Annotated in this window: 13 protein-coding genes; 6 read left to right on the top strand and 7 right to left on the bottom strand. The window is 65.1% G+C overall.

Annotated elements, in window-relative coordinates:
• Positions 1 to 18: 18 nt before the first annotated feature.
• The 7 genes from bfr to J4G32_RS18225 all read right to left on the bottom strand — a co-directional run bounded on the left by bfr (position 19) and on the right by J4G32_RS18225 (position 5,259).
• A complete protein-coding gene (bfr, locus tag J4G32_RS18255) occupies positions 19 to 504 on the bottom strand; it encodes a bacterioferritin (protein ID WP_210496987.1) in 486 nt (161 codons plus the stop codon).
• 82 nt (positions 505 to 586) lie between these two features.
• On the bottom strand, positions 587 to 844 hold the full coding sequence (locus J4G32_RS18250) for a (2Fe-2S)-binding protein (protein WP_210496986.1): 258 nt from the start codon (positions 842 to 844) through the stop codon (positions 587 to 589).
• A gap of 113 nt (positions 845 to 957) precedes the next feature.
• Positions 958 to 1,530 carry a putative glycolipid-binding domain-containing protein gene (locus J4G32_RS18245; protein ID WP_343232679.1) on the bottom strand — a complete coding sequence of 191 codons (573 nt, stop codon included), beginning with the start codon at positions 1,528 to 1,530 and terminating at the stop codon, positions 958 to 960.
• A 3-nt stretch (positions 1,531 to 1,533) separates the two neighbouring features.
• Positions 1,534 to 2,205: a LutC/YkgG family protein gene (locus J4G32_RS18240; protein ID WP_210496985.1), complete on the bottom strand. Its 672-nt coding sequence runs from the start codon at positions 2,203 to 2,205 to the stop codon at positions 1,534 to 1,536.
• A complete protein-coding gene (locus tag J4G32_RS18235) occupies positions 2,202 to 3,635 on the bottom strand; it encodes a LutB/LldF family L-lactate oxidation iron-sulfur protein (protein WP_210496984.1) in 1,434 nt (477 codons plus the stop codon). The genes J4G32_RS18240 and J4G32_RS18235 overlap by 4 nt, the downstream gene beginning before the upstream one ends.
• Positions 3,636 to 3,672: 37 nt before the next feature.
• Entirely contained in the window at positions 3,673 to 4,476 is an 804-nt protein-coding gene (locus J4G32_RS18230) for a (Fe-S)-binding protein (protein ID WP_210496983.1), read from the bottom strand.
• A 393-nt stretch (positions 4,477 to 4,869) separates the two neighbouring features.
• Entirely contained in the window at positions 4,870 to 5,259 is a 390-nt protein-coding gene (locus J4G32_RS18225) for a c-type cytochrome (protein ID WP_210496982.1), read from the bottom strand.
• Positions 5,260 to 5,391: 132 nt separating this feature from the next.
• Here J4G32_RS18225 and J4G32_RS18220 point away from each other — a divergent pair, with 132 nt between their 5' ends.
• The 6 genes from J4G32_RS18220 (at position 5,392) to J4G32_RS18195 (ending at position 12,475) form a co-directional block, all read left to right on the top strand.
• Positions 5,392 to 6,825 carry an FAD-linked oxidase C-terminal domain-containing protein gene (locus tag J4G32_RS18220; RefSeq protein ID WP_210496981.1) on the top strand — a complete coding sequence of 478 codons (1,434 nt, stop codon included), beginning with the start codon at positions 5,392 to 5,394 and terminating at the stop codon, positions 6,823 to 6,825.
• Positions 6,822 to 8,006 carry an FAD-binding protein gene (locus J4G32_RS18215; protein WP_210496980.1) on the top strand — a complete coding sequence of 395 codons (1,185 nt, stop codon included), beginning with the start codon at positions 6,822 to 6,824 and terminating at the stop codon, positions 8,004 to 8,006. Before J4G32_RS18220 ends, J4G32_RS18215 begins: the two co-directional genes overlap by 4 nt.
• A gap of 1 nt (position 8,007) precedes the next feature.
• Positions 8,008 to 8,616 (top strand): DUF2585 domain-containing protein, encoded by a 609-nt coding sequence (locus J4G32_RS18210; RefSeq protein ID WP_343232678.1) that lies wholly within the window; start codon positions 8,008 to 8,010, stop codon positions 8,614 to 8,616.
• A 33-nt stretch (positions 8,617 to 8,649) separates the two neighbouring features.
• Positions 8,650 to 9,987, top strand: a complete 1,338-nt coding sequence (gene glcF / locus J4G32_RS18205; protein ID WP_210496978.1) for a glycolate oxidase subunit GlcF — start codon at positions 8,650 to 8,652, stop codon at positions 9,985 to 9,987.
• A gap of 118 nt (positions 9,988 to 10,105) precedes the next feature.
• A complete protein-coding gene (locus J4G32_RS18200) occupies positions 10,106 to 11,605 on the top strand; it encodes a chromosome partitioning protein ParA (RefSeq protein WP_210496977.1) in 1,500 nt (499 codons plus the stop codon).
• 132 nt (positions 11,606 to 11,737) lie between these two features.
• Positions 11,738 to 12,475, top strand: a complete 738-nt coding sequence (locus J4G32_RS18195; RefSeq protein ID WP_210496976.1) for a DUF2076 family protein — start codon at positions 11,738 to 11,740, stop codon at positions 12,473 to 12,475.
• Positions 12,476 to 12,499: the final 24 nt, after the last annotated feature.

Below are 12,499 nucleotides of genomic sequence, written 5' to 3'. Positions count from 1 at the left end.
CGGACCCTCATGTCGCGGCTAGTGGTCGTCCTTCAGACCGCCCATATGCTTCTGTGCGTAAAGCTGCAGGCCAAGTTGTTCGACGAGGTTGAGCTGGGTCTCGAGGAAGTCGATATGCCCCTCCTCGTCCTTCATCAGTTCTTCGAAGAGGTTCTTGGACACCCGGTCGCCAACGCTCTCGCAATAGCCTGCGGCTTCGCCGTAGAGGTTGCGGGCGTCGTTCTCACCGGCGAGATCGCATTCGAGGATTTCCTTGACGGTCTGGCCGATCCGCAGCGGATCGAGGACCTGAAGGTTGGCGAAGCCGTCGAGGAAGATGATGCGCTCGACGAAACGGTCCGCGTGCTGCATTTCCTCGATGGATTCCTTGCGCCATGCCTGGGCGAGCTCCTTGTATCCCCAGTCCTCGAGCAGACGATAATGGAGCCAGTACTGGCTCACAGCCGTCAATTCGCTGCGCAGACCGCGATTGAGATAGTCGATAACCTTCGGGTCGCCCTTCATCCATGCCTCTTGTCAAATGCCGGCTCTTCGCCGACCGCATCAATTTAGAAGGATTATAATCTAAAGGACGAACACCCCTGCGTCAAAGGGTAGGTTCCGCAGCGGCCTGTTCGAGGACCACCGGACAGCAGCCGCGATTGCAGGCAGGCGCGGTCGCATGGCGAGCCTCGGCGAGGGCCTGATGCATGATCGCCCGGATGGTGCGCACGCAGCGTCCGCAATTGGGGCTGCAGCCAAGACAGCGATAAACCTGCGCCGGCGTGCGGGGGCATTCCGGCCCAGGCCGCAGGCACGCTTTGACGTCGCCGTCGGAGAGAATGTTGCAGGAACAGACGATCATGGGTTTCTAGTTTAGAATTATTAAAAAGTGCTTGTCTTTACAAACACTTACGCATTGCGCGGGCATTTGCCAAGCGCTCCGGCCGCGCTGAGTTGTCACGGCCTCGCTTCGCTTCAGGCGAGGCGGCGGAACAGCGAAGGGTAATCCCTCACGAGACCTTGTTGATCGACTGGGAGGTTGGCGGAAAAGTCGTGATCCAGGCTCTCGAAACGATACCGGGTTCCAGCCTTCATGGCCGTATAGCGCTGCCGACCCGGTGCAACGGAGAGGCTCGGAACCCGGATATAGGCCAGGCGGATCAATTCGGTCTGGCCGTCGGCGAGGTCCAGCCTCCGGATCGGCAGCGTATTGGTAAACGGCGTCGCCTCGATATCGATGTCGATGCAGTCATCGAGTCCGGGCGCGGCATGGCCGTCCAGCCGCCAGCGTCCCTTTCCGTCGCTCTCGAGATGCAAGCGCTGCCCGGCGGTCGTCTCAAGCCTCGCGTCGCGGACGCGCCAGAGGTCGTCGATCACCAGACGATAGCGGAGGCCGAAGCGAACGGGGCCGTCGACCCCGAAGACGACGGCAGAGGCGATGATGCCGTCGGCGCTGCGTCCCAGGTCGAGGTGTTCGAGGCCCGCCTCCGCGCCAGTCCAGGCACTCCACCGCAGCGAGGCTGGAAAGAGGGGCGGGAAGATCGTCACGCGTCAGGCTTTCACGACAATCACATGGAGGCGGCGCGGCCCGTGGGCGCCCAGCAGCATCGTCTGCTCGATGTCGCCGGACCGTGACGGACCGGTGATCCAGTTCACCGTGCGCGGCATGCCGCCTTTGCCGAACGTGAAACGGATTTTCGTCCAGACGCTTTCGTAATCCCGCGCGATATCCTTGGCGGCGATGACCACGATGTGGTTGTCGGGCAGGAAATTGAGCGTCGAGGGGTTTTCCGATCCAGACACCATCACGGCCGATCCCGTCTCGGCCACGGCCCCGTAGGCATGGCTCACCGCATTCAGGTCCTGTCCGCCGCTCGGGCCGTGGTCGATGGCCAAGGTCGTCTCGCTCCAAGGCATCGCCCTGAGGCGCGGGTCGTCGCCCATGCGCAAGGTGGCCGGAAGATTGTGGTCGCGCAGGAAATGGGCGATCGACTGGGGCACGTCGGCCGCCGAGGCGACCTCGGTCACGGTCGCCAAAGCTGCTTCGGCCTGCACCTTGAACAGGGCCAGCAGGGCATTCCCGGAAAGCTGCCCCCGCGCCGGGATTACGCCCTTGGGCGCGCGCTCCAGGCGGTCGGCCACGATCTGCCGCCGGATGGTCTCCTTGCCCGACACGCCGAGCGAGCGGCGGATGGTGCCGAGAATATCGTCGCGGGCGCTCATGCGGCCCTCCGTCCGCGCTCGCGGCGCCAGCGCGCCTGGAACGTCTCGCCCTGCGGGGCGGCGAGATCGCGATTGCGGGTCCAGCCGCCGGCGAGCGGCAACCATCGGAAGCGGCCGGTCTTGCGGCCCGCCAGCCCCATCGCCCCGATGGCGAGTCGCGTGGCGAGGCGGTAGAGCGCCGGGCGCCTGGCGAAAAATCCCCAGACGCCGAGCCCGGAGCGGATTGTGGCAGGCGTCAGGTGCCGTTCGAATTCCTTTTCGCGCCAATGCCGCATGAGCTTCGGGAGCGGGATCTTCACAGGGCACACGCTCTCGCAGCGTCCGCAGAAGGTGGAGGCGTTGGGCAGATGTCCGGCCTGGTCGATGCCGATCAAGGTCGGGGTCAGGACTGCCCCCATCGGACCCGGGTAGACCCATCCGTAAGCGTGCCCGCCGACCGCATGATAGACCGGGCAATGGTTCATGCAGGCGCCACAACGGATGCAGCGCAGCATCTCCTCGAAGCTGGTGCCGAGCATGGCCGAGCGGCCATTATCGAGCAGCACCACATGGTAATTTTCCGGACCGTCGCTGTCGCCGATGTGACGGGGGCCGGTCGAGAAGGTGGTGTAGACGGACATCTCCTGGCCCGTCGCGGATCGCGAGAGAACCCGTAAGATCTGGCTCACATCCTCCAGGGTCGGGACCAGCTTTTCGATCGATGCGAGAACGATGTGGGTCTTGGGCAGGATCTGGGTCAGATCGCCATTGCCCTCGTTGGTGACGATCACCGACGTGCCGGTTTCGGCGACCAGAAAATTCGCGCCCGTGATCCCGACATCGGCCGCGAGAAAGCGTTCGCGCAGGACAGTGCGGGCTTCGGTGAGAAGGTGCACCGGCTCGGAGAGATCGCGCTTGGGATCGAGATGGGTATGGACCCGTCGGAAATCCTCTTCCACCTGCGTGGCGTTGAGATGCACGGCGGGCGCGATGATGTGGCTCGGCAACTCATGCCGCAGCTGGATGATGTACTCGCCGAGATCCGTTTCGATCGGCACGATGCCGTGGCTTTCCAGGTGATCGTTGATGGCGATCTCCTCGGCGATCATCGACTTGCCCTTGGTGACCGTGCGGGCACCCGCATCCTTGCAGAGCTGCAGGATGATGTCGCGCGCCTCCGCGGCGTTGCGCGCGTAATGCACATGGCCGCCCGAGGCCTGCACCTTCGCCTCGTAGGCCTCGAGATAGAGGTCGAGGTTCTGCAGCGTGTGGTTCTTGATGTCGCGGGCGGAATCGCGCAGAGCCTCGAATTCGGGCAGGCGTTCGGTCGCCTTCTGACGCTTGTCGATGAAACCCTGCTTGACGTTGAGCAGCGCCTTCTGCAGCTGGACGTCTCCCAGCGCCCGCGCGGCGTTGTCCTTGAATTGCGGTGAGGTGCTGTTGAGGCTCATCGGGCGACGATCCGGTCCGCCGGCATCCACAAAATCATCATGTGCGGGGCCTTTCCTTGGCGATGCCGATGGGGGGCTCGTCGGTCATGCCCGCGAGAATTTCGGCCACATGGCGCACGTGAATCGGCGCGCCGTCGCGACTGAGCTTGCCGGCCATGTTGAGAAGGCATCCGAGATCGCCCGCGAGCAACGTCGGCGCGCTGGTCTCGACCACGTTGCGGGCCTTGGCTTCGACGATCGCGCCGGAAATGTCGCTGTACTTCACCGCGAAAGTCCCGCCGAAACCGCAGCACACGTCGCTCTCCTCAAGTTCGACGAGCCGCAATCCCTCGATGCTCTGCAACAGGCGGCGCGGCTGGCTGCGGATGCCGAGCTCCCGCAGGCCGGAGCAGGAATCGTGATAGGTGACCGTGCCGTCGAACCGCGCCGCGACCCGTGTCACGCCGAGCACGTCGACGAGGAAGCTCGTCAGCTCATGGGTGCGCGCCGCCAGTTCGTTGGCGCGCGGCAGCCAGTTCGGATCGTCGGCGAAGAGTTCCGGATAATGCGCCCGGATCATGCCGGCGCAGGACCCCGAGGGCGCCACCACATAATCGTAGCCGCGAAACTCCGTGATCACCCGTTCGGCGATCGCGCGGGTCGTGGAGCGATCGCCGGTGTTGTAGGCGGGCTGTCCGCAGCAGGTCTGCTCCGGCACCTGGACGATGCAGCCGGCCTCTTCGAGGAGTTTGACAGCTGCGAACCCGACCGACGGCCGCATCAGATCGACGAGGCAGGTCACGAAGAGTCCGACCCGCGGCCTGTGGACCGGGCGGGGAGACGGATTGGGAGAGAGTTCCAAAGATGCGATGCTCCTAGCTGACGCTACAGCACCATCCTTGATGGCAGGAGGTCAAGGTCTGCCTGACATGCCGGACGCTGCGGCGGGACCGCGGGGCGTTGGGCGATCGTCAGAATGGTCCCCGGCGGGAGGGATGCACCCGTCCGGGGCCGGCTCCTCGAGCGGCTAGACGAACATGAAGTCCGATGCTTTCAGCAGCATGCCGGCCTTCACCTGCGCGAATGCAATGGCTGCCGCGTCACCGGAGCCGTCGACGCCTGGTTCTTGATCGGTGTTTTATGGATCGTCATGACTTCCGCCCGAGCTTGCCGAGCTGGCGAGCATAGGGAAGCGATTAAAACATTATAATGTTTTATTATATAGTTTTGAACTTTAGTTTCCTGCGGCCAGACGTCAACGGGGCACGATGTGGCCGGTGGCGTCGAACTGCTTGAGATAGGCGAGAAGGTCGGTGATCCGTTTATCGTCCTTGATGCCCACATAGGTCATCTTGGTGCCGGGAACCTTGGCGGCAGGCGCCTTGATGTAGTCGCGGAAGGTCGCCTCGTCCCAGGTCAGTCCGGAACTCTGGTTCGCCGTGGAGTAGCTGTAGCCGGGAAACGTGCCGGCCTTGCGGCCGATGACCCCGTTGAGCGAGGGTCCGATGGCGTTGGTCGCGCCATCGCCGATCTGGTGACAGGCCTTGCAGGGAATGAACGCCTTTTCGCCCAGGGCCGCGTCCTGGGCCTGGGCGGTTCCCCCTCCGGCAAGGCAGAGAAGGACCGGAAAAACCTGAAGACGCATTCGAAACCCCATGGCGTGGACGCGGGAGACATCTTAGAGAGATTCCACGTTATTGGAAAAATCCTTGCGGAGCCGCTACCGTCTGGCAGGGGGGGCAAGCCGGCACGTGCCCATCCTGACGGGAGAAACGCCATGTCCATCGCCTTTCCCAAGCCAGACCAGGCCGTCCTGTCCAACCGTGCGGAGATCCTTGCCGGGCTCTCGCGTCTCGTCGCCAACGAGGCCTTGATCGTCTCCGAGGACGAGCGCCGCGCCTTCGAGACCGATGGGCTGACCGCTTATCGGCGGATGCCGCTCGCCGTCGTCCTGCCGTCCTCCACCGCCGAGGTGTCCGAAATCCTGCGATTCTGCCACGCGCATGGGGTCAAGGTCGTGCCGCGGGGCGCCGGCACGTCCCTGTGCGGCGGGGCGATCCCGCAGGAAGACGCCATCGTGCTCGGGGTGTCGAAGATGAACCGCGTGCTGGAGGTCAACCTCGCCGACCGGCTGATCCGGGTCGAATCGGGCATCACCAATCTGGGCATCAGCCAGGCGGTAGCCCATGAGGGGTTTTTCTATGCCCCCGATCCCTCGAGCCAGCTCGCCTGCACGATCGCTGGCAACATCGCGATGAATTCCGGCGGGGCGCATTGCCTCAAATACGGCGTGACGACGAACAACCTGCTCGGCGTCACGCTGGTGCTTCTGGATGGCACCATCGTCGAAATCGGCGGCGACGGGCTCGACGCCCCGGGCTACGACCTGCTCGGCCTGATCACCGGTTCGGAGGGACAGCTGGGAGTCGTGACGGAGGCCACCGTGCGCATCCTGCATGCGGCCGAAGGGGCGCGGCCGGCGCTGCTCGGCTTCGAGCGGGTGAATGACGCGGGCGCCTGCGTGGCCGCGATCATCGCCGCCGGCATCATCCCGGTTGCGCTCGAATACATGGACCGCCCGGCGATCCAGATCTGCGAAGCCTTCGCGCATGCGGGCTATCCGCTCGACGTGGACGCGATGCTGATCGTCGAGGTCGAAGGTTCGGATGCGGAAATCGACGACATGCTCCGGCGCATCGTCGCCATCGCGGAGCCGTTCCATCCCAAGACCATCCGGGTGTCGCAATCGGAGGCCGAGAGTGCGGCGATCTGGAAGGGCCGCAAATCCGCCTTCGGGGCCACCGGCCGGGTGGCCGACTACATCTGCATGGACGGCACCATCCCGACCGGCCAGTTGCCGTATGTGCTCAAGCGCATCGACGAGATCGCCGCCGCCGAGGGCTTGGGCGTGGCCAACGTGTTCCATGCGGGCGACGGCAACCTCCACCCGCTGGTGATGTTCGACACCAACAAGCCGGGCGAGATGGAGAAGGCCGAGCATGTGGGCGAGGAGATCCTGAAGCTCTGCGTCGAAGTGGGCGGCTGTCTCACCGGCGAGCACGGGGTCGGAATCGAAAAGCGCGATCTCATGTCGTTCCAGTTCAACACCGCCGATCTCGAGCAGCAGATGCGCGTGCGCGCTGTGTTCGATCCGCTCTGGCTGCTCAATCCCGCCAAGGTGTTCCCGCTCGACGGAAGGCAGTTCTCGTGAAGGTCTACACCCCGCGCGACGAGAGCGAGGCCGCCACCATCGTCGCCCAGGCGGCAGCCGGCGGGCTGCGCCTGGCCATCGGCGGCGCCAACAGCAAGGCTGCGCTCGGACGACGGATGGAGGTCGATTCCCGTCTTTCCTCGACCCAGATGTCCGGCGTGACGCTCTATGAGCCGGCCGAACTCGTGATCGCGGCGAAAAGCGGCACGCCGGTATCCGAGGTGGTGCGCGTGCTCACCGAGCGGGGCCAGGAACTGCCGTTCGAACCCATGGACTACCGGCCGCTTCTCGGCACCCGGATGGAGCCCACCATCGGCGCGCTGGCGGCCATGAACATCTCAGGGCCGCGCCGCATCATGGCGGGAGCCGCGCGCGACAGCCTGATCGGCATACGCGCCGTCAACGGGCGCGGACAGGTGGTAAAATCCGGCGGCCGGGTGATGAAGAACGTCACCGGTCTCGATCTGGTCAAGCTGCTGGCGGGCTCCTGGGGAACGCTGGGCTTTCTCACCGAGGTGACCTTCAAGGTGCTGCCCCGGACTGAGCGGATGGCGACCCTGATCTGGCGCGGCCTCGACGATGTGCGGGCGATCGCCGCCCTGTCGCGCGCCCTCGGATCGCCGTTCGACATCACGGGCGCGGCGCATCTTCCGACCCCCGACGTGAAGGGTTCGCGCACGCTGATCCGGCTGGAAGGGTTCTCGGTTTCGGTCGATTACCGGCTGGGCGAAGTGCGACGTCTTCTCAAGGGCGCGGGCTCGGCCGAAATCCTGGAGGGGCGCGGCGCCGAAAGTCTCTGGCAATCCGTGCGCGACGCGACGGTGCTGCAGGACCATGCGGAGCGCGCGGTGTGGCGCGTCTCGACCGCGCCGTCAAAGGCGCCGGCGCTCGCCGCGGAAGTCGCCCGCGCGCTCGATGCGCAATGGTTCTACGATTGGGGCGGCGGGCTGTTGTGGATCGCCACGCGACCGGAGGGCGATGCCGGCGCGGCGGTGGTGCGGGCCGCAACCCGGTCGGCCGGCGGCCACGCGACGCTTCTGCGCGCGCCTGACGCCATCCGCGATACGGTCGACGTGTTCGAGCCGCAATCCGAGGCGATCATGACATTGCAGCGCGGCATCAAGGCATCATTCGATCCGGCGGGAATTTTCAATCCTGGCCGCATGTATGCGGGAGTCTAGCGTGGCCGGAACAATCGCTCTGACGTCAGGGTCCAAGCAGCGCTCGTGGCCGCTCTATCTCGGCCTTGCCGTGCTCATCATGGCGGCGACTGCCGCCATCCTGCTGGCGATGGGGCGGCTGCCGATCTGCAAATGCGGCACCGTCCAGCTCTGGCACGGAACGATCAACGATTCCGGCAACTCCCAGCACCTTTCGGACTGGTACACCTTCTCGCACATCATCCACGGCTACCTGTTCTACATGGGCGCGTGGATCATCGGCCTGATCCGGGGCAAGCCGCTGCCGATCGGCGTGGCGTTTCTCATCGCGCTGGTGCTCGAAGGCGGGTGGGAGATCGTCGAGAATTCCAGCTTCATCATCGAGCGGTATCGCGCGACGACTATCGCGCTCGACTATTATGGCGACAGCGTCCTCAACTCCATGTCCGACATGCTTGCCATGTCGCTCGGCTTCTGGCTCGCCTGGCGCTGGCCGGTCTGGCTGACGGTGGCAAGCGCCATCGCCATGGAGCTGTTCGTCGGCTACTGGATCCGCGACAATCTCGCGCTCAACATCATCATGCTGATCCACCCGGTCGAGGCCATCAATCAGTGGCAGGCCGGCGCGTGACAAGCGACCCGACGGGATTGTGAGCGAACCACGATGCAGACCAACTTCACGCCCGATCAGTTGCGCGATACCGCAATGGCGAGTTCCGACAAGATCCTGCGCACCTGCGTGCATTGCGGGTTCTGCACGGCCACCTGTCCGACCTATCTGCTCCTCGGCGATGAACTCGATTCCCCGCGCGGGCGCATCTATCTCATCAAGGACATGCTGGAGGGCGGAAAGCCCGCCACGCCCGAGGTGGTCAAGCATATCGACCGCTGCCTGTCGTGCCTGTCCTGCATGACGACATGCCCGTCGGGCGTGAACTACATGCACCTGGTCGATCACGCCCGCTCCTACATCGAGGCGACCTATACGCGGCCGTGGCACGACCGCCTGCTGCGCTCGGTGCTGGCGCATATCCTGCCTTATCCCAATCGCTTTCGTCTCGCGATCGGGCTTGCCATGCTGGCCAAGCCCCTCAAGGGCGTGATCGGCGGGCTTCCCCTGTTCGGCCAGCGTCTGCGCGCGATGATCGATCTCGCGCCGAGCCGGGTGCCGGCGCGCTCTCCGCTGGAGGGCCCCAATACGTTTGCGGCGCAGGGGCCGCGACGGGGCCGGGTGGCGATCCTCGCCGGCTGCGCCCAGCCGGTCCTGAAGCCCGGTTTCAACGAGGCGGCCATCCGTCTTCTTGCGCGCCACGGGGTCGAGGTGATCCAGGCCGCGGGCGAGGGCTGCTGCGGCGCACTTGTCCATCACATGGGCCGAGAGGAGGAAGGCCACGCCTTCGCCAAGCGGAACATCGATGCCTGGATCGCCGAGATGGACGGGGAGGGGCTCGACGCCATCGTCATCACGGCCTCCGGTTGCGGCACCACGATCAAGGATTACGGGTTCATGTTCCGCGAGGACCCGGTCTACGCGGACAAGGCCGCGCGGGTCTCGGCGATCACGCGTGACATCACCCAATACGTCACCAGCCTCACCCTGATGGAGCCGGTGCGCGAGACCGATCTCGTGGTGGCCTATCAGTCGGCGTGCTCCATGCAGCATGGCCAGCAGATCCGCACCGAGCCGAAGGCGTTGCTCAAGCGGGCGGGCTTCACGGTCAAGGACGTGCCGGAGGGGCATATCTGCTGCGGCTCGTCGGGAACCTACAACATGCTGCAGCCCGAGATCGCGGCGCAGTTGCGGGCCCGCAAGGTCGCCAATATCGAGCGGACCCGTCCGGATCTCATCGCCACCGGCAATATCGGCTGCATGACCCAGATCCAGAAAGGCACCGCGATTCCAATGGTTCACACGGTGGAACTGCTGGATTGGGCAACCGGTGGCCCGGTCCCGGAGGCGATCGAAGGCTTGGTCGGTCGGCAGGGCGTCCACGCGACCTGACAGGCTCCCCACTTTGCGCGCGACTCTGTTGCGCAACGAAATTTAGTTTCCAACCCTTGCCGGACTGCGGTAAAAGACCCCCACAGCTTCATTTTCGTGCGGCAAAGGGGGCGGCTCCATGTCATCCGGTTGGACGTCTTTCAAATCCCGTTTCGGCAAGAAGGAACAGGAATCCCTGCCCGGCATCGTCGGCGAGGATGCTGTTCGCTCGGCTATGGCGGAGGAGCAGGCCCCGGCCCGCGGGGATGCGCCGCTTGTCCGCCCCAACGGAAAGTTGGATGGCGTCGGCCAGAAGAATGAGCTGATCCGGGTTCGCTTCGCCAATCTCATCGACCGGTTGGAAGAAATCCGCAGCCTGAAGGACGATTTCACCCTGCTCAGCGAGCCGGTCTACGACCTGATCCGCACCTATCCGCAGATCCAATCGCGGCTGATGGAGACCGAGGCGGTGCTCCGCCAGGAGACCGAGACCACCGGGTCCCTGCGGCGGGAGTTGGCCGATCTCACGAGCGTGAATGCCCGCATCGCGGACGACCTGTCGGCGACGGTGTCCCAGCTGCGCAAGGCCGAGACCAAGCTGCGCGACCAGGATTCCACCCTTGAGGATCTGCGCCTCAGCATCAAGGACAAGGAGGCCATCGGCGTCGATCTGGAAAACCAGCTCTCCATCGAGACGGAGCGCGCCCGCAATATCACGGAAGAAAACCAGGCTCTGCGCCTCGAAGCCCAGGAGGCCGACCAGACTGTTGCCCGGGCCGAGCGCGAACTGATCGAGACCCGCGAGCGCAACGGGCTTCTCGACCATGAGGTCAAGCGGCTGCAGAAGGTCGCCGAGGAGCAGAATTACCGCCTGTCGAGCCTCACGAACCGCTACGGCGAGATGGAGACTCAGCTCGAGGGCACCCGCCAGCGCGCCTCCGAGCTCGAAACCCGGCTGATGGCCGAGCAGGTCGCCCGGCAACGCCTCGAAACCCATCTCGATTCCGAGCGCTCGGCGCACCAGACCGATCTGTCCTCGCTCGACATGAAGATCGAGGGGCTGACCTCGCGGCTCGCCGCCACCGACAAGATCCTGGCCCATACCCGCGACCAGTTGCGCGACAAGAACGAGGCCCATCGCGGGGTCGAGCGGACCTTGAAGGAGACGGTCATCGAGAAGAACACCGTCGACCGGCGCCTGGACGCGACCCAACAGGAGGTCGAGCGGCAGGTCGGCATGGTCAATGAGTTGCAGCGTTCGCGCATCGAACTGCAGGAGCGCGTGGAAATGCTCAACAAGGCGATTGCCGCCAAGGATTTCCAGATCGAAAGCTCGGACAACAAGGTGGCCAGCCTGTCGGAGCGGATCGACCAGCTCACCAAGCGCTTCGAGCAAGATCGCAGCATCCTGGAGGCTGCCAACCGGCGTCTCACCGAGGAACTCCAGAACGAGAAGGCCGAGCGCTCCCTGATCCAGGGCGCGCTGGAGATCGCGCGGGAAAGCCGCGTCAAGATCCAGAAGAAATACGTCAGCCTGCGCAAGAACACGCGCCTCGACGCGCAAGGCGACGATACCGGCCCGGAGGACGGCGATACGGAGACGAATGTCCGCCCTCTGAAATCCACCGACGCGGAATAGAAGCCAGAGCCCGGGACGTTGCCGCCGGCGCGCTGTGCCGCACAGGCACCGGTTCGTCGCGAGGGCCTCTACCAATGCGGCCGGGCATGCTTACATCTCTCCCACCACGCATGGCTTTCAGGGAGATTCGCCGTGAATGATCAGGAACGCGACGTGATTGCGGATATCTTCCGCCGTCTGGAGCAGGTCGCCGGGCAGCCGCGCGATCCCGAGGCCGAGCGCTTCATCGCCGACCGGATTCGCCAGCAGCCCTACGCCCCCTATGCGATGGCGCAGACCATCTTCGTGCAGGAGCGGGCACTCACCAATCTCAACGAGGAGCTTGAGGCTCTCCGGGCGGAGGTCGAGGAGCTGCGTCGCCAGCCGCAGCCGAGCGGCGGGATTCTGTCGTCGCTCTTTGGCGGCGGACCGCGCCCGGCCGACGCGCAGCCCATGGGCCGCCAGGCCTCGCCATGGGGCGTGCCCGCCATTCCCCAGCGCCAGCAGGCCTATGGGGACCCAGGAATGGCCGCTCCTGGCGGAGCGCCTCCCTCCGCGGGAGCGCATGGCGGACCGTGGGGCGGCGGCATGGGCCAGCCGCAGCGGCCCGGATTCGGAGGAGGCGGGGGATTTCTGCAAGGCGCCCTGACCACCGCCGCTGGCGTCGCCGGCGGCATGATGCTGGGCAATGTGCTGACCAACGCCTTTGGGGGAAAAGGCACCGAGGCGGCCGCAGGGGAAAAGACGAGCCTGGCCGACACGGCAGCGGCAGAAAACCCAACGGACAATTCCGGCATCACCGACTCGCTCTACGAGCATCCCGCTCAGGAACAGCCTGACGATTACGCTGATTTCGGGGGCGATTCAGGCGATGAGGGCGACTGGGCCTGAGAGCGCGGAGACGTGTTCGCGGTC

The sequence above is a fragment of the Microvirga antarctica genome (assembly GCF_017921815.1).
GTDB classification, from domain to species: Bacteria; Pseudomonadota; Alphaproteobacteria; order Rhizobiales; family Beijerinckiaceae; genus Microvirga; species Microvirga antarctica.
This window is presented reverse-complemented; position numbering and strand designations above follow the sequence as displayed.

Coding starts and splice junctions, on each gene's coding strand:
- J4G32_RS18240 (WP_210496985.1), bottom strand. CDS start 2,205: ATGAGCGCCCGCGACGATATTCTCGGCACCATCCGCCGCTCGCTCGGC.
- J4G32_RS18235 (WP_210496984.1), bottom strand. CDS start 3,635: ATGAGCCTCAACAGCACCTCACCGCAATTCAAGGACAACGCCGCGCGG.
- glcF (WP_210496978.1), top strand. CDS start 8,650: ATGCAGACCAACTTCACGCCCGATCAGTTGCGCGATACCGCAATGGCG.
- J4G32_RS18225 (WP_210496982.1), bottom strand. CDS start 5,259: ATGCGTCTTCAGGTTTTTCCGGTCCTTCTCTGCCTTGCCGGAGGGGGA.
- J4G32_RS18220 (WP_210496981.1), top strand. CDS start 5,392: ATGTCCATCGCCTTTCCCAAGCCAGACCAGGCCGTCCTGTCCAACCGT.
- J4G32_RS18250 (WP_210496986.1), bottom strand. CDS start 844: ATGATCGTCTGTTCCTGCAACATTCTCTCCGACGGCGACGTCAAAGCG.
- J4G32_RS18200 (WP_210496977.1), top strand. CDS start 10,106: ATGTCATCCGGTTGGACGTCTTTCAAATCCCGTTTCGGCAAGAAGGAA.
- bfr (WP_210496987.1), bottom strand. CDS start 504: ATGAAGGGCGACCCGAAGGTTATCGACTATCTCAATCGCGGTCTGCGC.